A 25,730-nucleotide genomic window follows, 5' to 3' on the forward strand; every position below is an offset into this window, starting at 1 on the left:
TTACTTCAACAATGAGCCAGATCAACATATCCTCTATGAAAGTTATTGGTATTACTGTTAGAACCTCAAATGCTGCAGGTGCATCCGGAACGGATATACCGGAACTTTGGAATCGTTTTTTGTCGGAAGCAATACTATTAAAAATCCCGAACCGGATTAACGATACAATTTACTGCGTATATACATATTACGAGGGCGATCACACTAAACCCTATACAACACTGTTAGGATGCCAGGTAACTGAACTGGATACTATTCCACATGGCATGACCGGTATAGAGATTCCAAAAGGTATTTACGAACAGGTATCAGTTACCGGGAATTTAATGAATGGAATTGTATTTGAAGCCTGGATGGATATCTGGCAGCGCCCATTAAATAGAACCTATATCGCGGATTTTGAAGTCTACGATGAGAAAGCAGCTGATATGACCAATGCAGAAGTGAACATATTTGTGGGTGTTCAGAATTGAATGGTCGTCAATACAGGTAAATGATCTGAGTGCAGCACCGCAGGAACTTCCGATTGAACAGGCTTCCCTTTCAACCTCGAATTGAAGAAAATATAATCAATCGTTTTAACAGGCGCTTCTGTTGGAAAACTCGGTTGATCCAGGCCAGAGGCAGCAGTCAATTGTGATAAGAGCAATTGAATTTCGGGTTGTTCAGGGGTTGCGTTCAGATCTCCCACAAAAACGGCTGGCAGTTTCCTTTTTTTCAGGTACTGCAACACTTCCTCAGCCTGCTTCAAGCGGGTAGGTGCATCCAATGAAAAATGTGCATTGGCAAAAAGCGCCCTGCCTACACCCGGAATAGCTACTTCAACTACAATTAAAGCCAGCGATTGCCTCAGGCTATCCGGTTTTAATAAACTAAGCCTGATATTCTCCACTTTTTTTATTGGATAACGCGAAAGGATTCCTTGTCCATATGCCCCTCCCTGATAAGCAAAATGCCGCACAAAAGCAAAATGCATCCCGGTAATCTCAGCCAGTCGTTGCATCTGGTCGATTTGCCCGGATCGGGTGCACACACTGTCCACTTCCTGTAAACCAACCAGCTGAGCCTTTGTGCTCAGAATAAATGTACCAATAGAGTCCAGGGTATTTCGCTCTTCTTTATCTGCACCATGATGAATATTATAACTCATAACGGTGATGCCTGGTTGCTGACCAGCAACCTTGAGTCCTGCAAATATTGACAGCAGTACCAATTTGTACGCCATGATTTTATTTGTGCTGCATATTACGCACTTCATTCCACACAAAATCTTCGATTTCATCAAATAAAAAGCGTTCCCTTTTTCTACCTTTTGTTTCTTCTTCGAATTTGTTGGTGAGATTGAGTGCCAACTGGTACATTTCATCAGTGGCAGACTGGTCGACCATTTCAGAAAAACTCTTGGGTTGTTTTCCTTCTTCCAGGCTACGGATATAACACAATACTTCTACTACCTCAAAATGTGTTTTTTGCCAGGAATCAAAACCGTTTGGAAATTCTGGTATTCCCATGTTGAATAGTTTTAAGGTTCTCGTATTCAACTAAATTTAACCTATTTACCGGTATAAACAAGTTTTCTGAAATCTCCTCCACTGCCGGCACCCAGGAAGATTCCGATTTTACCAGATTTGGCTGTGCGTAAGCGGTTTACTTTCAAAGCCGGACTTGCATTTCCATTAATCATTGCAATAACTTCGGTATCAGTAACGTGGATGGTCATACTAAACCAATTATTGGGCTCCGGAGGAAATTGTATAGCATTTTCAAACTCGGCATTCCGTTCGTCTCTCAATCTCTTCCAGGTATATTCCGGATGGGCAATATACTGGATGGCATGAATTCTTCGAACGGAATCTGTTGCAAGGAAATTAAAAGGCCGGCAATAAACTGCTTCATAGGTAGAATCATTTTGTCCGTTGAAAACAATTCCAACAAAACTTTTCTGAAACTCATCTTTGCCTCTTAATTCCAGTGTAAAGATACCGGTTGAAATGTTCCCAACCGGTAACCAGATAATTCCTTCCCCTTCCGACTCCGATACTTTGATATAATCAGACCGTTCATCACTTTCAACTGTGATGGTCCGGTTGACCACAACCAGTTTTCCCTTTTTCTGCAATTGAGAGAACTGAAGAGACTTCTGCGCGGATATGGAAATTGAAGTTGCTAGTAGTCCAACTAGTAGTATAGCTATTTTATTCATAGGTTTTTAAAGTTGAGCGCAAATACAGCAAAAAACGGGAAAAGGGAAAGTTAAGAATGAGGAACTTGATAAGCTTGCAGCGTCTCCAATTCAAAAACTCCTACGAATTTTTGCGTATTGCAGCAGTCTGGAATTAGCGAGATTTTTATTCCACTTTTAAAATCCAGTATATGAAATGCATTCCAATTTGGTTGGTCATTTGCACCGGCTTATTTGTTTCCTGTAGCAAAAGCAAAGAAGATGAATCCACAATCAATGCTGCTTTTGAACTAATCGAACAACTGCCTGGGGACTCACGCTTGTATGAACAGGCCGACCTGGTCATACACAATAACCAACCCTTCATAAGTGCTACCAGCTCGGAATTCGGTAACCGCAACAGTATCTTTCTCTTCCCTTTGCAGGATGGCTGGCGCAAATATGAACAACCCAACCAGGAATTTGTACTGCTTACCTCTTTTAATAATATGTTTTATGGAATCATGGAATTTCGGGAACCTTACCAGGCGGGACAGGTTTCCACTTTCCGGTATTCCTATTTTCTCTACAAGTGGATCAATTCAGCGTTTGAAAACATAGCCCGACTAGATTTCACCGATCATAACGGATTGGTTCAAGCGCCTTTGCAGAATCTGCGCTGGTATAAAAACCAGGGCACACTGCAACTTGTAGCGCAACAAAGTAATGGAACCAGTTTTCTATGGAACCTCACGCTGGAACGTTTTGATCAGAAACAGGAAATTGGTAACTCCGGGCTTAATCAGGTCGTGATTCCATCTGCAGCTGGTATCAATTTCACTTCCTATCGCCAGATCAACGGAGCGTTTGACCGCCTGGATATTGTTCGGAATTATTTCTACAATGGTCAGTCTTTGCAAACTGGCAAAGAGCATGTGTTTCAGGAAACCCTTGACGGCAGTTTTAACAGTACCTATCTGTTTTATGCAGGTATGGGTAATGCATTGTATGGGATCCGCGCCAATCAATTGCGCAATCTGGATACAGATCAAACCATAAAAGAGCTTTCAGATGGATTGCATTTCCAGGTTTCCAACATTAAATCTGCTAACGGTAAGCTATACATGCTGATTGGTAAAGGGGATGCGGATTGTAAAATACTGGGTGTATTTGATGGGACCAATTTTAAAGAATATACCTATTCTCTGCCCGCTGAACTGGATCCCTGTTCCCGCCTGCTCGATGTGGAAGAAGTGAATGGTAAGCTCTACTGCCTGCTGCTTAGTAACCGGCAACTGGCAGTTGTACAGCGATCGCTTTAAGAAATCCAGTTGTTGCGCATAGCGGCATTGATGGCACTTACTTTATTGTTCACCTGCAACTTTCGGTAAATGTTTTCCAGGTGCTTACGAACTGTTCCTTCGCTGATCTCCAAACTGGCCCCGATCTGCTTGTAACCCAATCCATCTTTTAATAATTCAAGTAATTCGATTTCTCTTGGAGTTAGGTGGCAGTCAGGTTGCTGACCAGCTTGCTTTGGTTTAGAAGCTTCTGCAGCACGAATATAGTTCAGTGCTTTCAGTGCAATACTGGCCGACATGGCAGCCCCTCCGGCGATGGTTTGCTGAATGTAGGAGATCAGTTCTGTGCCGGTTTCATCTTTTAAAAGGTATCCACTGGCGCCGGCTAAAATTGATTGAAAGATTTTTTCATCGTCATCAAATGTAGTAAGCATGATGACTTTACAATAGGGATAACGTTCTGCTATATGCGCAGTAGTCTCAATACCATTAAGCTCCGGCATTTCAATATCCATTAATACCAGGTCAATGGTCTGACTTTCCATTTTTTCCAGTAGCTCGGCCCCGTTGCCCGCTTCAATACAAACCTGGACTGATGGATCCTGTGCCAGTTTTTGAACAATGGCAATTCTTGTCCGGGCATTGTCTTCTGCTATCGCAATTTTAATAGACATAGTACAAATCTATAGATTCAAAAAAGCAATCGTCCTACGCAAAACTGCGTATCAAAGGGAGCTCAATTGTCAGCCTGGTCCCGTTTCCTTTTTCACTATGAATCTCCAGGGTTCCATTGAGCTCCTTCACGCGTTCCCGCAGGTTCCGAAGGCCTGCTCCCATGCTATCATTGCTGGTATCCATTCCTGTTCCTGAATCACTGATGCTGGCTTTCAATAAACCATTTTCCGCTACTAACTGAACAGTCACCAGGCTGGCGCTGGCATGTTTGAGTGCATTGGTTACTCCTTCCTGGATCATACGAAATAAATGCGTTGCGATTTGATTGCCCAACACCAGGTCAGGATTACCGGTAACAGGCAGCACTTTTACCTGTGTGATTTTTTTATAATAATCAATGAGTTTGGAATTAAAGGCAGACAGGCTTACATCCGGATTGTTCATCAACCATACGGTTTTTCGCAATTCGGCAATTGTTTCATCTGTAAGCTGTCGAATATCCTGCAAGGGAACGGATGGAGTAGATCCTTCATTCGCCTGCTCAACTGAGGCCTTGATGAAAGTGAGATAAGAACCAATATTATCATGCAGCTCTCTGGAAATCTGCATGCGCTGATCATTAAGTCGCGCCATCTCCTGCGCACCTGCCTTCAGTTTTTGTTGCTTAAAGTAGAGCAGAGCAATTATAATTGCCAATAAGAGTAGTACACTCACTCCACCTAATGCCAGGTTTCGGAATCGTAAACTGGCTTTGCTTTTTTCCAGGGCTGCGTCTTTTTGTGCCGACTGATACCTGGTTTCCAATTCGGCGGAAGCTTTGAGCATCTCATTTTCTGTAAAACGATTTTTTTCTGCTTCATGTAGTCCCAGATAATATTGCATACTGTCTGCCTGCTGAAGCCCTCCATAGGCAATAGCCGTTTGCAAGTAAATGCTGATGAGCTGTTCTGATAATCCGCCTGCTGCTGCAACGGGCAGGGCGAGTTTCAATTGTTCCAGGGCAGGTTTGAATGATCCAGTAGCATTATAAGCAATTGCGAGCGTCGCTCTTGCGCTGGCCAGTTCTCCATCGAGTCCCATGGATTTACGCAGTTCGATACTCTGTTCCGCCAGGCGAATAGCTTCATCAAAATCTTTTTTCCCAATAGATATATTACTCAGGTTATTCAGGGCTGCTGACTGTGCATAGATGTTCTTAGAGCTGCCGGCAATATCCTGTGCTTTGCGGTAATAAATCAATCCGTTTGAAGTGTCCTTTGTTTTCAGGTAGGTATTACCGATATTAACCAGCGTATTTGATAGTTCGTAAGTACGGTTAAGGGATTCCAGCAATCCGGCACTTTTGGTTTGATAGTCGATGGCTTTCGAATAGTTTCCCATCGTGAAATACAAAGCTCCGATATTGCCCTGCACCTGGGCAGATTCAAATACCTTGTTCTCTTTTTCAAAATAAGCCAGGGCGGATGTGAAATGCAACATGGCACTGTCTAACTTGCCGGCCTTATAATAGCAATTACCTAATTTGAGCTGAATGGATGCCGTGCCGCTGGAATCTTTTAATGATTTTCGGATAGTCATGCCTGTGGACAGTTCTGCAATAGCGGCATCCAGATTTCCTTTGAGCAGCAGGGCTGTGCCATAGTCATTTCGGGCCTGCGCTTCGAGGCCTGGATTGGAGATCCTGGATGCCACTACTACAGCCTGCTGACCGTAATGAATAGCCGAATCTATGGAAACAGGTAGATAGGCCCAGCAGAGATCACTGAGCAGCTTAGCCTGTTCAGCTGCATTGGATGTTTTGTTGAAAACAACTTTCAGGGAATCAGTTTCAGAATTGTTTTGAGCTGTCAGCAGCAATGCATTCAGCACAAAGGCCAATAGCAGTGCTGCTGGTTTAAAAACTATGTACATACGGTGTTTGGGTTCTTAGGTGAATTTAAACAATTCACACAAACGGAGAAGTGTATACGCAGTAATACGAAGAATTGCGTATTGCGGATGGACCGGATTGTCTGGATTTTTACTGAAAAATGTATTTCTCCATGAAAAAAATCCTATTCCTGTTATTACCAGCCAGTTTATTAGTAACCGAATCCGCATTTAGCCAGGTTACAGAAAAGGAAGCCAGTAAGTTTTTTGCTCCCAAAGGCAATCACCGATCCCCTTTCAAAGGTGAAACCGAAGCCTGTTTAACTAGTGTGAATCTGCAATTCAAACTTGCCTCACGTGAATACATTGAGAAGCGGGGGGCCGGCAATATTATTTCCTGGGCCTTCCTGGAGGGCATCGATGAACAATTGATGCAGGAGATTGCGAATGAATATTACGTGCGACTGGCTGCAAAGCTGAAAGAAAATGGTATTGGATTATCTGAGGAGTATCGTGAATCCGATTCCTACAAAAAATTAGTAGAGAAAAATTCAGACCGCAACCGGGAAGTCTTTAAGAAAAACTGGGGTGTGAGTCGCATCCTTACGGCCAATGAAGCCCCCTATATTGAATATCCCGTGGGTATGATGGGGCCCCATTCTTCTTTAGGTAATGATTTGAAGAAGCCGGTTGGGCAGGTTTTCATCACCATCGACTTCGCTGAATTTGTATTGAAGATTAGTCAGTCAGCCCGCGATATCCAGGGGATTACCACGACCAAATCAAAATCCACCCTGATTCCTCGGATCCGGATTGAAGGTGTATCCCAGGGGGCCAAGATGCGCGGCGATGGAAGTTATGCCTTGTTTACAGGCCGCAATTGGGGGTATACCAATGCCATCATGCCAAATGATAAGGCACTCCATTCGGATCTGGGTTATGCACTGGAAACACAGGCTAGTAAAGGCATGCCGGAAACGATGAAACGCTTCAAGTCTAATGTGGCGGGTGATATGGCAGCCATTTTCAGTGGTGGACTGGTAGGTAATGGTCGCGCTACAGGTGAGTTCACCTACACGGTAAAAGCTGATCCTGCCCTTTATAAAAAGGCAGTACTTGACGCGCTGGATAATTTCAATACTTACCTGGTAGCCTACATTAATTCAAATCGCTAGTGAAGTTGGTTTTTCCTGGCTCCTTATTCGGTCTTCTTTGTACTTCAACCGAATAATACATATATTGGCTGGAATTAATATTAATTCCAGCCAATTATAATATGAGCGATAACAGCGAGCAAATAAATCAACTCCTTGGTAAATTAGAACTGCTTTTAAAAAGGCATGAAGAATTTGCAAAGGAGATTTACAATCTTCGATATCAGATACAACAACTAAAGGAGGAAAAGCCATTTATTGGCGCGGAAAAATCAGTGCTTCGGGAAATTAAAGAATCCAGCGAACCTGCCAATCCGGTGAAACCGGTGCAACAGGTAATCGAACCTTACCGGCCCCCCGCACCAACGATCATCAAGCCAAAAGAAAAATCGGACTGGGAGAAATTTATAGGTGAAAACCTGATCAATAAAATTGGTATTGTGATCACTGTAATAGGTGTTGCAATAGGCGCCAAATATGCTATCGATAAAGAACTCATTAGCCCGCTTACCCGTATTATTCTTGGTTACCTGGTGGGGTTGGGCCTTCTTGGTTTTTCAATAAAACTGAAAGCGAAATACGAAAGTTTCAGTGCTGTTTTATTAAGCGGAGCAATGGCGGTGATGTATTTCATTACCTACACAGCATATAGTTTGTATGCATTATTTCCCCAATGGTTTGCCTTTCTCCTGATGTTACTCTTTACTGTCTTTACGGTTGTGGCTGCTCTCCATTACAACCGGCAGGTGATTGCACTTGTCGGACTAGTCGGCGCTTACGCAGTACCCTTTTTACTCAGCGATGGTTCTGGCAAAGTGGGGATTCTTTTTTCCTATATGGCTATTATTAACCTGGGAATTCTCTCCATTGCAGTAAAAAAATACTGGAAACCTCTTTATTATGCTGCTTTTGGATTTACCTGGATAATCTATGCAAGTTGGTTTTCATTTTTTTATGTGCAGGAACAACATTTTACTTTATCACTTCTTTTTTTAACGATCAATTTTATACTTTTTTATCTGACTTTCCTGGCTTATAAACTCCTGCAAAACCAGCAGTTTGTGGTTAGCGATGTGCTGATGCTGGTATTGAACTCTTTCCTGTTTTATGGACTTGGTTATGCCATACTGGCCGATCACCCGACCGGTAAACACCTGTTAGGGCTTTTCACGCTAGGTAACGCAATCATTCATTTTGTAGTTAGCGCTGTCATTTACCGAAAACAACTGGCAGACCGGACCATATTTTACCTGGTATCCGGACTCGTGTTGGTTTTTATCACCATCGCCATTCCCGTACAACTGGATGGCAATTGGGTTACCCTGATTTGGGCTGGAGAAGCTGCCTTATTGTTCTGGATTGGCCGAACCAAACAGGCACCCGTATATGAAAAAATTTCCTATGCACTGATGTTGCTGGCATTTTTCAGTATTCTTCAGGACTGGATGGTAAACACTAACCAGTCGCGACCCATTTTCAACATCCAGTTTCTGACCTATTTACTATTTCTGGGTGCATTTGGATTTATCAATTTTATCCATCACAAAAAAGAATTCAAACCTGCTTTTGAATCAAAAAAAGAAATCGCATCCATTATTTCTTATTTTCTACCTTTTATGCTGGTGCTTATTATGTACCTGGGTATTCGGGTTGAAATAACCAACTATTGGAATGATCGTTTTTTTGATTCTGCACTTGAAATTAAAACAGGTGATGGAACCTATCCAAACAGTTATTGGAACCACGACCTGGTTAAGTTCAGAAATCTTTGGATAATTATATACTCACTTGCTTTCGTTTCCGTACTCGGTTTTGTCAACTTCCGGTATTTCAGAAACCGGAATTTCGGGTATGTTAACCTGGTGATAATACTGCTTACTATTGGTGTTTATCTGACCCAGGGATTGTACGATCTGAGTGAGCTTCGTGAATCGTACTTAAGTCAAACCTTATCAGAATATTACAAAAGGGGAAGTTTCAATATCACCATTCGATATATCTCATTTGTTTTTATTGCGATCGCTCTATTCACCTGCTATAAATATATCAAACAGGATTTCATGAAACTTACTATGAAACCTGCATTTGATTTTCTGCTGCATACTACAATCCTTTGGATTGCCAGTAGTGAATTGATCCACTGGATGGACATTGCCCAGTCAACTCAGTCCTACAAACTGGGTTTAAGTATTTTGTGGGGATTGTATTCCCTATTCCTGATTGCCCTGGGTATTTGGAAGAAAAACAAGCCGCTGCGAATTGGTGCCATCGCCTTATTTGGTATCACACTGATCAAACTTTTTACCTACGATATCGCTCATCTGGATACCATTGCTAAAACGATTGTATTTGTGTCCTTAGGAGTATTGCTACTGGTAATATCATTTTTATACAATAAGTACAAACATATTATTACGGATGAATTGGAGAATTAAGCTGCTGGGAACTGTGTTGCTGTTCTGTAACCTCCACGCCTTTACCCAAATAAAGGACTATCGTTACAAAAGAGAGTTAAAAGATATTTCCTCTCAATGGCATACCATTCAACTTCCCGATGATATCTATCGTCACCTGAATGAAGACTTTTCTGATATCCGAATCTATGGTCTGACTCCAGCACAGGACACTGTAGAAGCGCCTTATTTGTTACGAATAGCAACAAATAAAATCAGTAAACGAACAGTTGAATTCAAAACGATCAATCGTGCCAGCAATGCAAACGGATATTACTTCAGTTTTGAAATTCCTACTGCTGAAGCTGTCAATCAGATTCAGCTTGATTTTAAACAACTGAATTTTGACTGGAAGATTAAACTGGAAGGTAGTCAGAATCAGCAGGACTGGTTTACTGTTTTAAACGATTATCGAATTCTTTCGATTAAAAATGAGTTAACTAGTTTTAAGTTTACAACACTGAAGTTTTCAGATGCTAAGTTTCGTTACTATAGGATTTCTATTAACAGTCCTGTTCAGCCGGAATTACTTACTGCCAGTATTATTAATGAACAATTAAAACCCGGGAAACATCTGACTTACCCGGTGAAGAAATTTACAACTATTGAGAAAAAAGAGACTAAACAAACGATTGTAGAGCTGCTGCTGGAACACCCTGTACCAGTTAGCTCCCTTGAAATCAAAATCAATGATACGGTTGATTATTATCGCCCAATCACCATTCAATATTTAACCGATAGTGTTAAAACAGAGCAAGGCTGGATGTATAATTATCAAACCTTGCTATCGGGTACACTAAACTCTTTTGAAAAACAGCAGTGGGAGTGGGAGAGCAGGCTGGTTCAGAAACTCAGGATAATTATTGACAACCAGGATAATCAAGCCCTGTCAGTTGGTGAGGTTATGCTTCAAGGATATGTACATGAATTACTGGCTCGTTTCTCCATGCCAGGAACCTATGCGTTGTATTATGGAAATAAGAATGCCTCCAGGCCCGTTTACGATTTGAACCATTTTGCAGACAAAGTTCCGTTAGAAGCTCAGTTGGTGGATATGGGAGAAGAACTGAACAGCGGGATACAGGAACCCAAAGTAGGAGAGTCGTTTTTCGATAACAAATGGTGGTTATGGATTGTGATGGGGATTATCATTGTACTGCTTGGAGGATTTACCTTCTCAATGCTCAAAAAGAAATAAACCTTGTGCTGTAAATCAATGCTATGCCCAGAACATTTATAAAAAGGTTCCAGACGATTGATCGCTTGATAAAAACCAAAGCCACGGGTACCAGTTCACAGCTGGGTGAAAAATTGGGTGTTTCCAGACGCACCGCTATTGAATTTATTACCGTCATGAAAGAAATGGGGGCTCCGGTTTACTTTTGTAAAATCAAAAATTCCTACTGTTATAAGGAAGATGGGTCTTTTAACATTTCCTTTATCAGAGTGCAATAGGACTGCACTCTGTTGAGGTAGTTTCGCATGAATTATTTACCACCAAAAAAATATTCATGAAGAAGCTAACACTCCTGACATTTGTAGTTGCGGTACTGAGTTACGGTTGTAATGATGGAACCCAGCAGGCGAAAACTGAACCCCAGCAGACGCAAACTAAAACGAATGAAAAAGTTCAGCGGGTAATTGATGAACTGGGTTTGGTTTATGTAGAAGAAGGTGCACAGGATATCATTACTTATGAAGAAGTGAATGCAGCCCAGCAGGCATGGTGCGATGCACTGGTTAAAATTGGCCAGCTAAAGGAAGAAGGAGGTGATTATAAAGCCTTCGCGAAACAGGTACTATCGGAAGCCTATAACTATGATTATGGGAAGGTGTTTTTTAAGCCGACACTCGCTTATGGCGATCAAACATTCCGAAACAACAAAAAGGGCGCATTGGCCTACTTTGTCGGAGGCGATCCCGACTATCCAAATGACAAAGGTTTTGCACTAGCCCCCTGGGTGAAGGCCCGTTATGATAATGCAGGTGAAAACAACGAAGGCATTCAGATTTATGGTTCCGTTGCTATTACAATGGGCAATGTTTGGGTGACAGGTAAAGATGGAAAAGAAGTTATGGTCGATAAAACCTGGGTCTTTAAAAAAGGGAAAGATGGCAAACTGCGCATCATTGTGCATAAATCAGCATTGCCCTTTAAACCATAAAATTGAATGTTGTAAAAGTACTGGCTTAGCCGGTACTTTTTTTGTTTCCATAGATTTGGTGTCGTGCATTAATTATGTAAATTCAACACTTGCTGAATGCACTGATATTACATGAAACTAACCGCTGTCTTACTTTGCTCTTTTTTCTATAGTGTACTGCTGAATGCACAAGAGAATAGCCCTTCTGATAGTTTACAAAACTTAAAGGAGGTAATTGTTACCTACCAGGCAGATAAGCATACGCCGGTCACCTTTCAAAATATCCGGGGAAAAGAGGTAAAGGTAAGACTAACCGGACAGGAGCCTTCATTCCTGCTGGCGGAAACGCCCTCCATTACAAATTATTCTGATGCAGGCAGCTCGCAGGGCTATTCTTATTTCAGAATGCGGGGGATAGATCAAACCAGGATCAACATGACTCTCGATGGAGTGCCTCTGAATGAACCCGAAGACCAGGGCGCCTATTTTTCCAATTTACCTGATTTATTCAACTCGGTTAGCCAGATTCAAGTACAGCGGGGGGTGAGTACCTCTAAAAATGGTATGGCCAGTTATGCTGGTAGCATTCAATTGTTTTCACCTGATCTTACCGACTCTTCCGGTTTTGTTGGTGGAATAGGGTGGGGGTCCTTTAACAGTATGCGTGTATTTGGTGAATACAAATCCGGACTGAAAAACAAAAAGGCAGTTTACCTGAGGGCCTCTCATATTCAAAGTGATGGATATAAATACCATTCGGATAATAATTCACAATCCGTTTTTCTAAGCACTGGTCTTTTTAAAGACAACTCTTTATGGAAACTCAACCTGGTTGCAGGGAATCAACGAAACGGATTAGCCTGGATCGGCGTTTCAGACTCATTGATTAGCCGCGATCGAAAAACAAATGCCAATTCCCGGCAGGAAAAGGATCGCTTCTTCCAGCTCCTGACACAGGTACAGAATGGCGTTCAATTCAATAAATATGCTGCCCTGCGTTCCAGTCTGTATTACAGTTTTTTAACCGGCAGTTATGATTTTGACCTGAATAATTTTTTGGGACTTCCTTCCACTCCGGAGTTGTACCGATATGCGGTTCAGTCCAATCTGGTAGGATTCTTCAGCAATTTCTCCTATTCAAAAAACAGGGCTAAACTTACGCTTGGTATTCATGGAAATAGCTATAGCAGACAACATACCGGCAGTGAAAAGCTACTGGGACAACTATACCAGAATACCGGTAATAAAAATGAACTAAGTGGATTTTTCAAGGGGGAACTTACACATTCCAGCTTCCGGTTTTTTACGGATATGCAATACCGCTTTGTTCAGTTTAACTATACCGGTGCAGTTCCTATGCAAGCATTGAAATGGCAGTTTTTAAACCCAAAACTTGGAATGAGCTGGATCAGGAATTCAAGCACTACATGGTATTATAGTATGGGATATTCAGGAAGGGAGCCTACCCGGAATGATATGTTTGGTGGAAATGATGACCTTTTGGCCGATAGTACCGGAAAAGCTCTTTTGTTTAACACTGATCCGGAATATGTATTCGATCAGGAACTTGGAATGAGAGTCGCGAAAAAGAATTGGAAGCTGGATATAAATCTTTATTTCATGCGGTTTAAAAATGAAATTGTACTGGATGGAAAATTCGGTCCAAATGGCCTGGCCCTAACCAATAATGTAGAAAATAGCTTTAGGACGGGATTGGAATGGAGTTTCAGCTATCGGGTTTCCAGGTGCCTGCAATTAGTCAATAACGCTTCTGTAAACTATAGCAGGATAAAAGAAAAATCAATCCGGTTTTCTCCTATTCTAACACCTCCTGTTTTGCTTAATCAGGAATTCCTTTACAACAGAGAAAAGCTTACGCTATCCCTTTCCGGCCGATACCAGCAGGGTGCATATATTGATTATGCCAACTCTGTAAAGCTGCGGAGCTATTTTCTTATGAACAGCCGAGCATCCTATCAGTTTTCAAAATTGCAGGTTTCACTTTTTCTGAATAATCTGCTAAATACTTCGTATTTCAACCAGGGGTATATTGATTTTGACGGAACCGCGAAATATTTTGTCCAGGCTCCTTTCCATTTTTATGCCTCCATACAGTATATTTTTAAGTAGGCTTCACCGTTAGATCTGATAAATGAAAAAAGCATTTGTTTTTGGAAAGTTTTTACCGTTTCACAAAGGACATGAAGCATTGATCCGCTTTGCCTTGTCGAAAGCAGATTTTCTTACCGTACTAATCTGTTGCAGTAATTATGAAGAAACTCCTCCAGAAAAGAGAGTCCAATGGATTCAGGATGCTTTCCCAATGGAGCCTGATCTGGAAATTCGTGTACTTCATTACCTGGAAGAAGACCTCCCCAATACTTCCGTAGCTTCAGAGCAAGTCTCTTTCATTTGGTCAAAGAAGTTTAAAGAGATTTTACCTGATTATGAACTGGTTATTACCTCAGAAGAATATGGTGACTATGTGGCCGGGTTTATGGGAATCCAACATATTGCTTTTGATATCCCAAGGAATCTGTATCCGGTTTCAGCATCTGCTATCCGATCCGATCGGACGAAATATTGGGAGTTTCTGCCAGACAGTGTCAAACCTGATTTCGCTTTAAAGGTCGTAATTCTGGGTACTGAAAGTACGGGGAAAACAACCCTTGCCAACCAATTGGCTGATTATTTCCAGTGTACAGTTGTGCAGGAGGCCGGCCGCGATTTGATTGCTCATTCTGATTCAGTAGAATTTGATCAATTGGAAAGCGTTGCTATTGAACATGCCAGGCGGATCGAAGAGGCCACAAAAGGTCCACATCCGTTACTCATAATTGATACGGATATTCATATCACGCTCTCCTATGCCCGCTTTCTTTTTGGCAGCACCCTGAACCTTCCTGATTCGGTTTTTCATCGAAATAAAGCAGACCTCTATCTGTATTGTACCAGGGATGTGCCATTTGTTCAGGATGGTACACGGTTAGGGGAAGAGCAGCGTAATAAACTGGATGAATCACACCGGACAGTATTGCAGTCTTACGGTATTTCATTTACTGAGCTGACCGGATCCTGGGAAAGTCGTTTTAAAGAGGCAGTAGGTGCAGTGGCGGATCTTTCCCTGCAATTAAAAAATTCCCGGATACCTTTTTATGCGGTTCCGGTTTATAATTATGATCCGTTGACCATTCAGGTTGGTAAGTTCAGTGGGCAGTTACGGGAAGAGCATCCTGCCAGATTGCTTGCTCTGGCCGATCGCATTAAGGCTGAAATTGATGAAGTGCCGATTGAAGCCCTGTATGTATTATCGATTCGCCTGTATGATCTGGGAAAAAAAGACCAAGCTGTTTACTGGTTTTATACCGCGCAAAACCGGGCCAGAATTTTTATGGGAATGGTGGATAAGGAACAGATGGGTGGTATGGGCAGTGAGGCATTTGAACTCATGCACCTTTTTTCCGCTTTCAACCAAATCGTTGGTATTTACCTGAATGGCTATGCTTTTAATGATGTGGATAAATTGATTCCTATCGTACAAAAAGTTCGGGCAGAAGTACAGGATATCGCCACCTGCAATCGGGTCTACAAGAACGTACAATTTCTTCCGGATGCAAACCTTGATAGTTGTAAAAAATCAAAAGAAGAGGAACTCGATGCATCGATTATCTACCTTCGGGAAAATAAGGAAGAAATTAAAAGGAAACGTATAGAGGCAGGTATTCAGGATAAATACTAAAAAATGATAACAGGTAAAGATTTAATTGACCTGGGTTTTAAACAGGGCAAATGGTTTAAAGAGGTTATCGCATATGCCAATCAACACCAGCTTTGTGGTGATAGTTTGAAACAATATGTGGAATCTGTGCGCCCTAAGCATATGGAACCTCATTCAGCACCTGTTCCGTTTTACAAGAATATCAGGGCAGAAAATGAAGAGGAAACACAGAATGTAGAAATGGTAATGGATGCAATGCATAGTATGATGACCACACCTACTTTGATTGGTGGTGCAGTAATGCCTGACGCATGTCCAACCGGAGCAGGTCAAATACCTGTAGGTGGTGTGGTGATTGCCCGTAATGCCATTCATCCTTCCATGCATAGTGCTGATATTTGTTGTTCTGTGATGATGACAAATTATGGCCAGCTGTCGCCAAAACTAGTTTTGGATATGGCACATTCTGTCACACATTTTGGCGGAGGCGGTCGGGATTCTTTTTCTGCCTTACCTAAGGAGCTGGAAGAAAAAATTAAACTGAACAGGTATTTGAATTCAGAACGCAGTCTGAGTTTTGCAAAATCCCACCTGGCTACTCAGGGAGATGGAAATCATTTTCTATTTGTCGGGGTTTCAAAAAAAACCGGAGAAACGATGATGGTAACCCATCATGGTAGTCGGGGTTTTGGAGCCAATCTCTATACCCAGGGAATGAAAATAGCAGCGTATTTCAGACGTGAGATTTCTCCCTTAACATCAGAAAAGAATGCATGGATTCCTTTCGACACCGAGGAAGGAAAACTATATTGGGAAGCACTGCAATTGGTTCGTGAATGGACGAAATTGAACCATGCAACTATTCACGATGCCACATCACAGAAGCTGCATACTGAGCCACTTGATAGGTTTTGGAATGAACATAATTTTGTCTTTAAAGAACAGGATTTGTTTTATCATGCCAAAGGGGCAACACCACTCGACGACAAATTTGTACCGGATAGTAAAGATGGGTTGCGGCTGATTCCTTTGAATATGAGTGAGCCTGTTCTAATCGTAAAAGGTACCACTACTGAAAATAATTTGGGATTTGCACCACATGGTGCGGGTAGAAATATTAGTCGCGGGCGGCATATTAGAAATAATTCACACAAAACAATTGAACAGATATTTTACGAAGAGACTAAGGGATTGGATGTCCGTTTTTTTTCTAATCAAATTGATATTTCCGAATTACCCAGTGCGTATAAAAATGCAGAAATGGTAAAACAGCAGATGAAAGAGTTTGGACTCGGAGAGGTTCTGGATGAAATCATGCCCTATGGTTGTATCATGGCGGGGAATTGGCAAATAGATGCGCCGTGGAAACTCAAAGCGAGAGCAAACCGGCTCAAATAAAGGAGTTTTTAATAACCATTGCATGACTCGTTTATTCCTCAAATTCCCTGATTAATCGGGTTTATTCCCTTGTTCATTGTTTTTGCCATGGCCCTCCATGTACAGCATCCTAGTTTTAACTCCTTATTTTTTACAACTAAAGAGTTAACTATGAACCGGGAATTGATTTTTCTTCGCGCATTTGCAGTGGCAACCGTAGTAGGGTTGTTTTTCATTAGCACTACCGCCTTTAAAAAATTTGGTAACCAGAAATTCGGTGAGATTGATGTGGAACGAATCAATATTGTTGAAAAGGATGGTACAGTAAAAATGATCATTACCAATGTCGATCGCTTTCCGAATGGTACTACCAAAATTAATGGTCGTCCAACCAATGAAGACCGTAAAAAACGCTCTGGTATGTTGTTTTTTAATGAAGAAGGCATTGAATGCGGTGGCTTTATCTATGATGGCAAGAAAACAGCCAATGGGCATAGTGCCGGCCTTTCCCTGACCTACGACCAATATGATGGAGACCAGGTGTTCCAGCTTATAACAGAAGACTATAAAGAGGGCGACCGCCGTTATGTGGGTAGCAGTTTACGGTTTAGTGACCGCCCCTCCAAGGAAAGCCAGCTCAAATCAGCTGAAATCATGAAGGAACTGGAGGAGCTTCGCAAAAAAGATCCCAAAGCCAGCCAGGAAAAATACAATCAATATAGGGAAGCCGGATTAGTGGGTGATGTTCCCCGCATGATGCTGGGAAAATCAGGCAGCGAAAGCAATGGCCTCTTCCTCTTTGATAACAAGGGTATGCCAAGGGCAATGTTCTACGTGGACAAACAAAACAACGCCAAACTTGACTTTTTTGACGAAAAAGGGAATATTATTGCTTCATTCCCTGAAAAGAAATAATGTTCCTACGAATCTATACCAACCGCTTCTTCCTGCTGTTTATTGTGCTGTTTGCTTATGCGCAATCAATTTACACAAGGATACTCGTCAGGAATGAGTTGAGTTGGTATATTTTCACCCCGGATGGTGCTGTTTCAACCCTCTTCAATGCCCTGATCCTTTTTGCTGTAATGCGGTATTTTACCATTCTCTATTTGAAAGCAGATGTTGTCAGGATGATTGATTGGGTGAAATTGGCAGCAGTATCCCTGATTACTTACCTCGCGATTCTGCACCTTATCAGTTTATTGATAGCTATCCTGTTTGGCAATGTTGAAAGAAACTTTAACCAGGAAACCTTTATCCTGGCTAGCTTCACCTACCTGCTTGATGGTTTTATTTATGGGAGTTTTTTCCTGGCCTATACCTATTACAAAAAAAACAAAAAGCAATCCGCACAACTGGCCGATTACAACAAGGCCTTGTACGATAGCAGGATGACTCAGCTCAAGGCTCAGTTAAACCCACATTTTTTATTCAATAATCTAAATGTGCTGGACCAGCTTATTTACGAAGACAAAGAAAGGGCCTCTGAATTTCTGAATGAATTTGCTGATATTTACCGCTATGTGCTGCAGGCAGATAATCAAAAGATCGTCCCGATAGCAGAGGAGCTGCGATTTGCTGAGCAATACTATAACCTGATAGAACATAAGTACGGAAAATCTTACCAGTTAAAAATTGATAGGCGTGATCGGGAAGGTTATATTATTCCGCTAACCCTGCAACTTCTAATAGAGAATGCTGTAAAACATAATCTGGGTACTTCAGCGGATCCGGTTCGTATCAATATTAGTATAGGTGAAGATATTATAGTGTCTAATAATCGTAAACCCAAACGAATAGAAAATAATATATCCGGAAAAGCATTGAACAACTTGAAAGAACAATACCAACTGCTAACGAAACAAGTAATTGAAATTGAGGAGACGGAATTAGAATTTCTTGTACGGGTACCCAAAATTTATAACGCCCAATGATCAGAATTGCCATCATAGAGGATGAACTCCCTGCTATCCAGAAATTGAAACGTTTCATTGCAGAATTGGAGGAACCCACAGAGGTAGTGGGGGAGATGGGCAGCATTGCTGAAGCAATTGAGTTCCTTCAATCAACCACGGTCGATTTGCTGATTTCGGATATCCAGCTGCATGATGGAGCTGCCTTTGATATCTATCAGCAGGTACCGGTTGGGTGCCCTATCATTTTTACTACAGCTTATGATCAGTACTGGATGAATGCATTTGAAACCAATGGAATTGATTATCTCCTTAAACCCTTTTCAAAAGACAGATTTCTGAAAGCCTGGAATAAGTTTTTACTACTCCGCAAATCAGAAAAGTTGAAGGATGTACAACTTACGAATCTCTACAAATTAATAGAAGAAAATCTATCGGAAAAGAAGTTTAAAAAACGTTTCGCTGTACAAAATGGTCAGCGCATCTATTTGCTGGAAGTAGATACGGTCGTTTTATTGGAGGCAATGGATGGCCTTGTGCTGGCACACGACAAGGATGGTAAAAAACATATCCTGAATTATCCAACCCTGCGGGAGGCGGAAGCTCAATTGAATCCGGCTGATTTTTTTCGCTTAAACCGGAGTGAATTAATTAGTAAAAACTTTATTGAAAAAGTGGAGCGCTTCTCCAAAAACATTCTGGCAGTTAAACTAAAAGGATATCCCGATTATTATAAAACCAGCCAGGCTACTACCGCCTCCTTTAGGGAATGGCTGGATCAATAAATTGCTATGAAATCCGAAAAAGAAAAAATGATCGCCGGTGAGCTTTATGATCCGCTTGATCCACAATTGGTAGAAGATCGTATTCAAACACGCCTGCTTCTGAAAGCGCTGAATGAAAGTCGTGAAGATGATCCGGATGAAAGAACTCGCATTTTACAAAAGCTGCTGCCTGATTCATTGAATAATCTCTGGTTACAGCCCCCCTTTTATTGCGATTATGGCTACAATATCCAGATCGGTGAACGGGTCTTTTTCAACTTCAATTGTGTAGTTCTGGATGTGGCTCCTGTACGCATTGGAAACAGAACTATGTTTGGACCCAATGTTCAACTCTATGCTGCCACGCATCCGCTGAACCACATAGAAAGAAGCTCAGGACTGGAATATGGCAAACCCATTACCATTGGAGATGATGTATGGATAGGTGGGAGCGTGGTGATTTGTCCGGGTGTTAGTATTGGCGACCGAAGCATTATTGGAGCAGGCAGCGTGGTAACAAAAGATATTCCATCTGATACCATCGCTGCCGGTAATCCCTGCAGAATCATTAGAACGATCGGCTAAGTATCCATTCCGCTATATCCTGCAAAACCACCGGTGCAATGGTTTGTTCAATGCTTCCATATTCTGAAGGGGAACCGGTTGTTGCTTCCTGGAACAGGTGATTTAATCCCGGATACTTTTTAATGCTTCCTTTTTTGTTTCCTGCAGCCTTCAATTGTTGCTCTATCACAGCTAGATTGGCATCAGCAGGTACCTGTAAATCTTTATCACCATTGAGCGCCAGTACCGGACATTTTACCTTCTTTAAAGCTGGAGCAGGATCGTATTTCAAAAAATTCAGCATCCAGGGATTAAAGAGCTGTGCCAATTGTGTATTGATAAAAGCCTCATCACTCATTCCTGCCGGTTTTTGTAAAGAAGCGTTCTTGCTCATGAAATCCTTTAAATACGTTCTTGCTTTTTCTTTTGCCAATTCCTCTTTTTCATTGTTTAACAGGATGGCAAACAGGCTGCTGTTCACTTCTTTTGATGTTGCAATTTCTGTTTCAGGAACTCCCATTGCCTTAGCAATTAATTCCTGTTGCAGCAACAGGAGGCGATCTCCGCGTAAGGCGGTACCGGCCAGCATAATCACAAAGTCCACGTCTTTGGAGCGCGATGCCAATAAGGGAGCAATAATTCCACCTTCACTATGTCCCAGTAGTCCCAGTTTTTTTTGATTGATTTCCTTCCTGGTTTGCAGATAAGCAAGGGCAGCTGCTGCATCATCCGCAAAATCAAAGGTGGTAGCAGTTTTAAAATCGCCTGTGGAGGCTCCAACACCTCGATCGTCGTATCTCAAAACAGCAATTCCTTTTTTAGTAAGATAATCCGCCAATACGAGGAAGGGCTTATGTCCAAGTATCTCTTCATCCCGGTTTTGCGGACCGCTTCCACTGATCAGTATTACTGCCGGAAAATTTCCTTCTTTATTGGGAAGGCTAAGTGTTCCCGTTAGTCGTATGCCTGCTTTTTTGTTTTCAAATACTACCTCTTCGGTATGATAGGGGTAGGGAGGGATTGGTTCCTGCGGGCGTGTATTTCGTTTAGGTTCTTCACTGTCCTGGTTAAGTGTTAAAGGGAAAGTTCTTACGGCCTGCTTAAACTCGCCTGTTATTTCTTTGCCTTTCAATTCTCCGCTATATTCTATACCGGCATTGGTTATAGAAAGTGTAAGTGTGGAGTTTTCAAAAATGGTTTTTGTAACCGGTATGCCATTGACACCCTGATCCGGACTATCCATGGTGCTTGTATAGCCGGTTGCCGATTTACTGATATTAAACACCACTCTTAATTTGCTAGCACCCACTTCTAAAGTACCAGCCCATTTCCCCTCGATATCCTGAGCATGTACCACCATGCCCGTCAGCAATGCGATTAGCGCTATTAAACCTTTTATCATGTATTTGTATTTTTTTTGGCTACCATATATCCGCAGTAACAACCAGCAATCCAATTTCTGTTTTAGTTTTTGTAGTTGCTAATCAACTTGCGTCAAAACCTGGATAATGCTTAAAATTATAGCTTTTGTGTTAGTACTGGCTCTGTCAGCAATAGGATGTTCGAAAGATTCAGATCTTGTAGAACCGGTAGAAATACCAGTTAACAGGCAGGTGGTATTTTCCGTATATGCTGCCGGGGATTATTCAGCGCCCACATTCCGTCAGGTGGAAACTTCACTGACCCTCACCGCCGGTGTAATCAATATGGAGACTGGTACGTTTACGCAAAAATGGGATACAGTGATAACCAGGCCAATTTTGGATTTTCCTGTTGAGGAGCAAGCATTAACGATCGAAAAATCTATCCCCTTACGTTTAAACAAGGAAAGATTACAAGTTGCTCATTCCATTCGCTATAACAACAATGGGCAGTTGTCCCAAACAGCTAACTTTGAAACATTGCCTTCTGACCAGGTAAGGCACCTGAAGAAAATCGGGCTCTGATCGGGCATGATTTTTTATTAATCCGGGTATGCCAGTGTATGCCCCTAAGTTAGTATTGCTTTTTAGCGTCTTGCTCTTTCAAGCCGCAGTTGCGCAGGATACCCTTCCTCCTCCTTATGCCACCCGATCGGCAATGAATTTCAGTAATGTAATCGGGTGGCAGGATAACAAAACACCCATCGCGCCAGCTGGTTTTAAGGTAAGCCGGTATGAGGATGATTTTCAGAATCCGCGCTGGCTGTATCAGCTTCCTAATGGAGATGTATTGGTGGCCGAATCCAATACCCCCCATGGTTTCCTGGAAAAAATTGGTGCAGCTATTGTTGGTGCCAATAAATCCAATGATATGCGCAAAAGTGCTGACAGGATTACCCTATTGCGGGATACCAATCAGGATGGTATTCCTGATCAGCGTGCTATATTTTTGGAAAACCTCCATTTGCCTTTTGGTATGCTGCTGCTAAAGGGAAATTTCTATGTTGCGAATACAGATGGATTGTGGATGTATCCCTACACAGATGGACAGTTGATGATTACCGAGCCCGGCAAAAAGATACTTGAATTACCCGCAGGTAAACACAACCGGCACTGGACCCGGAATATCATCACCAATAAAGAAGGAACCAAAATCTATATCGCCATAGGCTCAGGATCCAATGTTGGTGAAAAGGGCCTTGAAGAAGAAAAAGACAAAGCCCGTATATGGGAAATTAATCCCGATGGAACTGGGCTTAAGGTCTATGCATCCGGATTGCGCAACCCAGTGGGTATGGATTGGGAGCCTCAGTCGCAGACCCTATGGGTTACCGTTAATGAGCGCGATGGCCTGGGAGATAACCTGGTGCCCGATTATTTTACTTCAGTTAAGGAAGGCGGATTTTATGGCTGGCCCTATAGTTATTTTGGTCAGCATCCGGAACCACGAATCAAAAAAGAGGATATGGATAGCGCGCTGGTAGAAAAAGCCATTGTGCCGGATATTTCTCTTGGTCCGCATACAGCCTCTCTTGGCCTCGCATTTTATACGCAGGATAAGTTCCCGGAAAAATACCGCGGCGGGGCTTTTATTGCGCAGCACGGCTCCTGGAACCGGTCTGAACTTTCCGGGTATGCAGTAGTATTCGTACCTTTTAGAAATGGAAAGCCTTCCGGCCAGCCAGAGTCCTTTCTCTCAGGTTTTATTGTTGATCCTGAAAAGGATGAAGTAAGGGGCAGGCCTACCGGGATTATTCTGCTGCAGGATGGCTCACTGCTGTTAACGGACGATACCAGCGATACCATCTGGAGGATCTCAACCGATAGCTAAAACCTTGCGCAATGGGATTAACAACCTACCTAAAAAAGCGCGATTTTAGAAAAAGTCCCGAACCTCAATCGGGTAAAACCAACCCCAAACAATTAGTTTTTGTGGTGCAGGAGCATCATGCGTCCCGGCACCATTTTGATTTTCGGCTGGAAATGGAGGGCGTGCTCAAAAGCTGGGCAGTGCCGAAGGGTCCCTCTATGAATCCGGCTGATAAGAGGCTGGCCATCATGACGGAAGATCATCCTTTTGATTATAAGGATTTTGAAGGCATCATTCCAAAGGGAAATTATGGTGCAGGCAAAGTAAAAATCTGGGATAGTGGTACCTATACACCTATTGATACGATTAAAGGGAAAGCTGCCCAGGAAAGACTACTGTTGAAACAACTCAAAGAGGGGTCACTTAAAATTCAGCTCAAGGGTAAAAAATTGAAAGGCGAATTTGCCCTGGTGAAAACAAAGGGCATGGAGGATAATTCCTGGTTGCTGATTAAACATAAAGATGACGCAGCCACTGTTCCAAAACTTCCAGGGCCTATTTCTCCTATGCTGGCAACCTTTCACACTGCTCCTTTCAATGACAAGGATTGGCAATTTGAGATCAAATGGGATGGGTATCGGGTACTGGCTTATATGAATGAACACAAGGTTGATTTGATTTCAAGAAATGGTCGTTCCTACACAAATAAATATCATCCCATTGCTGAAGCTTTACTGGAATTGGAATGCAATGCAATACTGGATGGAGAGTTAGTAGTAACAGACGATAAAGGAATCGCGCGCTTTCAACAATTGCAGCATTGGAAAACAGAGGCGGATGGGGAACTGATCTATTATGTATTTGATCTGCTCTGGTACAACGGAAAGGATTTGAGAGGATTGCCATTATCTGAACGCATGCAGTTACTAAAGGAGATACTTCCTTCCGATCATCCAACCATCCGGATGGGATTCACTATTAAAGGGCGTGGTACCGACTTGCTGGACAGTGCGCGTGAAATGGGATTGGAAGGTATCATCGGCAAACGCTTGAGTAGTACCTATCAGTCGGGCAAACGATCTGCCGACTGGTTAAAGATTAAAACACAAAACCGGCAGGAAGCAATCATTGTTGGGTATACGAAAAAGGGAGAATCACCCAAACTGTTCAGTGCACTGTTATTAGGTTTATATAAAAATGGACACTTGCAGTATGCTGGGAAAGTTGGCACCGGTTTTACAGATAAACAACAGCAGGAATTGATGAAACAATTCAAGCCATTGGTTGTAAAGCAGGCATCAATTATGAAGCCTGATTTACGGGATCCAATCACCTGGTTGAAACCGGTTCTATTATGTGAGATCAGTTATACTGAACTAACGGAGCAGGGTGTATTCCGGCATCCTTCGTTTAAGGGTATACGTGATGATAAAGCCGCTCCAGAAGTGGTGCTGGAAAAAGAGCCGGATTTGTTACTGCCCGATCGCAGCCTCAAAACAGTGATTAAAAAAGTCAATAATAAAGAAGTAAAGTTTACCAACCTCGATAAATTATTCTGGCCGGAAGACAAGCTTACCAAACGCGATTTGCTCAATTATTATGATCAGATCGCATCCTATATTTTGCCTTATATAAAGGATCGTCCGCAGTCTTTATACCGTTTCCCCGATGGTTACAAGGGCAAACGTTTTTACCAGAAAAATGTAACCGGTAAAGTGCCGGATTGGGCAGCCACTTTTCCTTATCGTACAGAAGGTGATCGGAAAGACAAAAATTACCTGGTGGTGAAGGATGAAGCAAGTCTCTTGTTCCTGGTGAATTTTGGCTGTATTGAAATCAATCCCTGGAGCAGTACGATTAAAAAGCCAGACCATCCGGATTGGTGTTTGCTGGATTTAGATCCTGGTAGCAAAACGGATTTCTCCCAGGTGATTGATGTTGCCAATGTGATTCATGACTTGCTGGAAAGTGTTGATATACCTGCTTATGCAAAAACATCCGGATCAACCGGTATACATGTATATATTCCCTTAGGTAAGAAATATACCTATGAGCAATCGCGGGAGTTTGCGAGGGTATTGGTTACAATGGTACAGCAGGAAACAAGCAGGTATACTTCCCTGGAGCGAACAGTTAGCAACAGACAGGGAAAGCTCTATCTTGATTTTTTACAGAATCGTTCGCAGGCTACGCTGGCAGCCCCTTATTCAGTTCGACCTAAACAAGGAGCAACCGTATCCATGCCGCTGCATTGGGAAGAAGTAAAACAGGGATTGAAGATGCAGGATTTCAACCTGCGGAATGTACCTTCTTTACTGAACGAGCGGGGTGATCTTTTCAAACCTGTACTGGGAAAAGGAATTGATATGATGGCAGCATTGAAACGGCTGCAACAACTATAAATTT

At 42.2% G+C, this 25,730-nt stretch carries 23 protein-coding genes; 17 read left to right on the forward strand and 6 right to left on the reverse strand.

What is annotated here, in order from left to right:
• Positions 1 to 11: 11 nt before the first annotated feature.
• Positions 12 to 473, forward strand: a complete 462-nt coding sequence (locus MD536_RS01060; protein ID WP_239594879.1) for a GyrI-like domain-containing protein — start codon at positions 12 to 14, stop codon at positions 471 to 473.
• Here the strand turns inward: MD536_RS01060 and MD536_RS01065 are convergent.
• From MD536_RS01065 to MD536_RS01075, 3 genes are read right to left on the reverse strand one after another with little or no spacing between them, the layout of a single operon-like run.
• Positions 464 to 1,225: an endonuclease/exonuclease/phosphatase family protein gene (locus MD536_RS01065; RefSeq protein ID WP_239594881.1), complete on the reverse strand. Its 762-nt coding sequence runs from the start codon at positions 1,223 to 1,225 to the stop codon at positions 464 to 466. The two genes, MD536_RS01060 and MD536_RS01065, sit on opposite strands and share 10 nt — an antisense overlap.
• 4 nt (positions 1,226 to 1,229) lie before the next feature.
• The gene (locus tag MD536_RS01070; protein ID WP_239594882.1) at positions 1,230 to 1,511 is read right to left on the reverse strand and encodes a hypothetical protein; all 282 of its coding nucleotides are present in this window, start codon (positions 1,509 to 1,511) and stop codon (positions 1,230 to 1,232) included.
• Positions 1,512 to 1,552: 41 nt separating this feature from the next.
• A complete protein-coding gene (locus tag MD536_RS01075; RefSeq protein WP_239594884.1) occupies positions 1,553 to 2,203 on the reverse strand; it encodes a hypothetical protein in 651 nt (216 codons plus the stop codon).
• 170 nt (positions 2,204 to 2,373) lie between these two features.
• On the opposite strand from MD536_RS01075, the gene MD536_RS01080 reads away from it, so the two are divergent.
• The gene (locus tag MD536_RS01080; RefSeq protein WP_239594887.1) at positions 2,374 to 3,483 is read left to right on the forward strand and encodes a hypothetical protein; all 1,110 of its coding nucleotides are present in this window, start codon (positions 2,374 to 2,376) and stop codon (positions 3,481 to 3,483) included.
• Here MD536_RS01080 and MD536_RS01085 read toward each other — a convergent pair.
• Together MD536_RS01085 and MD536_RS01090 are read right to left on the reverse strand one after the other, a co-directional pair.
• The gene (locus MD536_RS01085) at positions 3,480 to 4,136 is read right to left on the reverse strand and encodes a response regulator (protein WP_239594889.1); all 657 of its coding nucleotides are present in this window, start codon (positions 4,134 to 4,136) and stop codon (positions 3,480 to 3,482) included. The genes MD536_RS01080 and MD536_RS01085 overlap by 4 nt on opposite strands.
• Before the next feature lie 34 nt (positions 4,137 to 4,170).
• Positions 4,171 to 6,048, reverse strand: coding sequence for a tetratricopeptide repeat-containing sensor histidine kinase (locus MD536_RS01090; RefSeq protein WP_239594891.1), 1,878 nt, complete (start codon positions 6,046 to 6,048; stop codon positions 4,171 to 4,173).
• Positions 6,049 to 6,179: 131 nt separating this feature from the next.
• Between MD536_RS01090 and MD536_RS01095 the strand changes: the two genes are divergently transcribed.
• The 12 genes from MD536_RS01095 (at position 6,180) to MD536_RS01150 (ending at position 20,114) form a co-directional block, all read left to right on the forward strand.
• Positions 6,180 to 7,181: a hypothetical protein gene (locus tag MD536_RS01095; protein WP_239594892.1), complete on the forward strand. Its 1,002-nt coding sequence runs from the start codon at positions 6,180 to 6,182 to the stop codon at positions 7,179 to 7,181.
• A gap of 101 nt (positions 7,182 to 7,282) precedes the next feature.
• Positions 7,283 to 9,595, forward strand: a complete 2,313-nt coding sequence (locus MD536_RS01100; RefSeq protein WP_239594895.1) for a DUF2339 domain-containing protein — start codon at positions 7,283 to 7,285, stop codon at positions 9,593 to 9,595.
• A complete protein-coding gene (locus MD536_RS01105) occupies positions 9,579 to 10,811 on the forward strand; it encodes a DUF3999 family protein (RefSeq protein ID WP_239594897.1) in 1,233 nt (410 codons plus the stop codon). The genes MD536_RS01100 and MD536_RS01105 overlap by 17 nt, the downstream gene beginning before the upstream one ends.
• Before the next feature lie 23 nt (positions 10,812 to 10,834).
• Positions 10,835 to 11,068, forward strand: coding sequence for an HTH domain-containing protein (locus tag MD536_RS01110; RefSeq protein WP_239594899.1), 234 nt, complete (start codon positions 10,835 to 10,837; stop codon positions 11,066 to 11,068).
• Positions 11,069 to 11,124: 56 nt separating this feature from the next.
• Positions 11,125 to 11,778, forward strand: a complete 654-nt coding sequence (locus tag MD536_RS01115) for a metal-independent carbonic anhydrase family protein (protein WP_239594901.1) — start codon at positions 11,125 to 11,127, stop codon at positions 11,776 to 11,778.
• A 111-nt stretch (positions 11,779 to 11,889) separates the two neighbouring features.
• On the forward strand, positions 11,890 to 13,887 hold the full coding sequence (locus MD536_RS01120) for a TonB-dependent receptor (protein WP_239594903.1): 1,998 nt from the start codon (positions 11,890 to 11,892) through the stop codon (positions 13,885 to 13,887).
• A gap of 22 nt (positions 13,888 to 13,909) precedes the next feature.
• Positions 13,910 to 15,496 (forward strand): AAA family ATPase, encoded by a 1,587-nt coding sequence (locus tag MD536_RS01125; protein ID WP_239594906.1) that lies wholly within the window; start codon positions 13,910 to 13,912, stop codon positions 15,494 to 15,496.
• A 3-nt stretch (positions 15,497 to 15,499) separates the two neighbouring features.
• Positions 15,500 to 16,873, forward strand: coding sequence for an RtcB family protein (locus MD536_RS01130; RefSeq protein ID WP_239594908.1), 1,374 nt, complete (start codon positions 15,500 to 15,502; stop codon positions 16,871 to 16,873).
• 150 nt (positions 16,874 to 17,023) lie between these two features.
• Positions 17,024 to 17,767, forward strand: coding sequence for a hypothetical protein (locus tag MD536_RS01135; RefSeq protein ID WP_239594910.1), 744 nt, complete (start codon positions 17,024 to 17,026; stop codon positions 17,765 to 17,767).
• On the forward strand, positions 17,767 to 18,786 hold the full coding sequence (locus MD536_RS01140; protein WP_239594912.1) for a sensor histidine kinase: 1,020 nt from the start codon (positions 17,767 to 17,769) through the stop codon (positions 18,784 to 18,786). Before MD536_RS01135 ends, MD536_RS01140 begins: the two co-directional genes overlap by 1 nt.
• On the forward strand, positions 18,783 to 19,550 hold the full coding sequence (locus tag MD536_RS01145) for a LytR/AlgR family response regulator transcription factor (RefSeq protein WP_239594914.1): 768 nt from the start codon (positions 18,783 to 18,785) through the stop codon (positions 19,548 to 19,550). The genes MD536_RS01140 and MD536_RS01145 overlap by 4 nt, the downstream gene beginning before the upstream one ends.
• Before the next feature lie 6 nt (positions 19,551 to 19,556).
• Complete coding sequence (locus tag MD536_RS01150; RefSeq protein ID WP_239594916.1) at positions 19,557 to 20,114, forward strand: sugar O-acetyltransferase; 558 nt, start codon at positions 19,557 to 19,559, stop codon at positions 20,112 to 20,114.
• On the opposite strand, the gene MD536_RS01155 is transcribed toward MD536_RS01150, so the two are convergent.
• A complete protein-coding gene (locus tag MD536_RS01155; protein ID WP_239594917.1) occupies positions 20,098 to 21,495 on the reverse strand; it encodes an alpha/beta hydrolase family protein in 1,398 nt (465 codons plus the stop codon). The genes MD536_RS01150 and MD536_RS01155 overlap by 17 nt on opposite strands.
• Positions 21,496 to 21,601: 106 nt before the next feature.
• Between MD536_RS01155 and MD536_RS01160 the strand changes: the two genes are divergently transcribed.
• From MD536_RS01160 to ligD, 3 genes are read left to right on the forward strand one after another with little or no spacing between them, the layout of a single operon-like run.
• The gene (locus MD536_RS01160) at positions 21,602 to 22,039 is read left to right on the forward strand and encodes a hypothetical protein (RefSeq protein WP_239594919.1); all 438 of its coding nucleotides are present in this window, start codon (positions 21,602 to 21,604) and stop codon (positions 22,037 to 22,039) included.
• A gap of 28 nt (positions 22,040 to 22,067) precedes the next feature.
• Positions 22,068 to 23,345, forward strand: a complete 1,278-nt coding sequence (locus MD536_RS01165; protein ID WP_239594921.1) for a PQQ-dependent sugar dehydrogenase — start codon at positions 22,068 to 22,070, stop codon at positions 23,343 to 23,345.
• A gap of 11 nt (positions 23,346 to 23,356) precedes the next feature.
• A complete protein-coding gene (ligD, locus tag MD536_RS01170; protein ID WP_239594923.1) occupies positions 23,357 to 25,726 on the forward strand; it encodes a DNA ligase D in 2,370 nt (789 codons plus the stop codon).
• The last annotated feature ends 4 nt before the right edge of the window (positions 25,727 to 25,730 follow it).

This window comes from Flavihumibacter cheonanensis (assembly GCF_022352215.1).
GTDB lineage: Bacteria > Bacteroidota > Bacteroidia > Chitinophagales > Chitinophagaceae > Flavihumibacter > Flavihumibacter cheonanensis.

Excerpts from the sequence above, each read along its gene's own strand:
- MD536_RS01060 (WP_239594879.1), top strand. The coding sequence starts at position 12 with ATGAGCCAGATCAACATATCCTCTATGAAAGTTATTGGTATTACTGTT.
- MD536_RS01065 (WP_239594881.1), bottom strand. The coding sequence starts at position 1,225 with ATGGCGTACAAATTGGTACTGCTGTCAATATTTGCAGGACTCAAGGTT.
- MD536_RS01070 (WP_239594882.1), bottom strand. The coding sequence starts at position 1,511 with ATGGGAATACCAGAATTTCCAAACGGTTTTGATTCCTGGCAAAAAACA.
- MD536_RS01075 (WP_239594884.1), bottom strand. The coding sequence starts at position 2,203 with ATGAATAAAATAGCTATACTACTAGTTGGACTACTAGCAACTTCAATT.
- MD536_RS01080 (WP_239594887.1), top strand. The coding sequence starts at position 2,374 with ATGAAATGCATTCCAATTTGGTTGGTCATTTGCACCGGCTTATTTGTT.
- MD536_RS01085 (WP_239594889.1), bottom strand. The coding sequence starts at position 4,136 with ATGTCTATTAAAATTGCGATAGCAGAAGACAATGCCCGGACAAGAATT.
- MD536_RS01090 (WP_239594891.1), bottom strand. The coding sequence starts at position 6,048 with ATGTACATAGTTTTTAAACCAGCAGCACTGCTATTGGCCTTTGTGCTG.
- MD536_RS01095 (WP_239594892.1), top strand. The coding sequence starts at position 6,180 with ATGAAAAAAATCCTATTCCTGTTATTACCAGCCAGTTTATTAGTAACC.
- MD536_RS01100 (WP_239594895.1), top strand. The coding sequence starts at position 7,283 with ATGAGCGATAACAGCGAGCAAATAAATCAACTCCTTGGTAAATTAGAA.
- MD536_RS01105 (WP_239594897.1), top strand. The coding sequence starts at position 9,579 with ATGAATTGGAGAATTAAGCTGCTGGGAACTGTGTTGCTGTTCTGTAAC.
- MD536_RS01110 (WP_239594899.1), top strand. The coding sequence starts at position 10,835 with ATGCCCAGAACATTTATAAAAAGGTTCCAGACGATTGATCGCTTGATA.
- MD536_RS01115 (WP_239594901.1), top strand. The coding sequence starts at position 11,125 with ATGAAGAAGCTAACACTCCTGACATTTGTAGTTGCGGTACTGAGTTAC.
- MD536_RS01120 (WP_239594903.1), top strand. The coding sequence starts at position 11,890 with ATGAAACTAACCGCTGTCTTACTTTGCTCTTTTTTCTATAGTGTACTG.
- MD536_RS01125 (WP_239594906.1), top strand. The coding sequence starts at position 13,910 with ATGAAAAAAGCATTTGTTTTTGGAAAGTTTTTACCGTTTCACAAAGGA.
- MD536_RS01130 (WP_239594908.1), top strand. The coding sequence starts at position 15,500 with ATGATAACAGGTAAAGATTTAATTGACCTGGGTTTTAAACAGGGCAAA.
- MD536_RS01135 (WP_239594910.1), top strand. The coding sequence starts at position 17,024 with ATGAACCGGGAATTGATTTTTCTTCGCGCATTTGCAGTGGCAACCGTA.
- MD536_RS01140 (WP_239594912.1), top strand. The coding sequence starts at position 17,767 with ATGTTCCTACGAATCTATACCAACCGCTTCTTCCTGCTGTTTATTGTG.
- MD536_RS01145 (WP_239594914.1), top strand. The coding sequence starts at position 18,783 with ATGATCAGAATTGCCATCATAGAGGATGAACTCCCTGCTATCCAGAAA.
- MD536_RS01150 (WP_239594916.1), top strand. The coding sequence starts at position 19,557 with ATGAAATCCGAAAAAGAAAAAATGATCGCCGGTGAGCTTTATGATCCG.
- MD536_RS01155 (WP_239594917.1), bottom strand. The coding sequence starts at position 21,495 with ATGATAAAAGGTTTAATAGCGCTAATCGCATTGCTGACGGGCATGGTG.
- MD536_RS01160 (WP_239594919.1), top strand. The coding sequence starts at position 21,602 with ATGCTTAAAATTATAGCTTTTGTGTTAGTACTGGCTCTGTCAGCAATA.
- MD536_RS01165 (WP_239594921.1), top strand. The coding sequence starts at position 22,068 with ATGCCAGTGTATGCCCCTAAGTTAGTATTGCTTTTTAGCGTCTTGCTC.
- ligD (WP_239594923.1), top strand. The coding sequence starts at position 23,357 with ATGGGATTAACAACCTACCTAAAAAAGCGCGATTTTAGAAAAAGTCCC.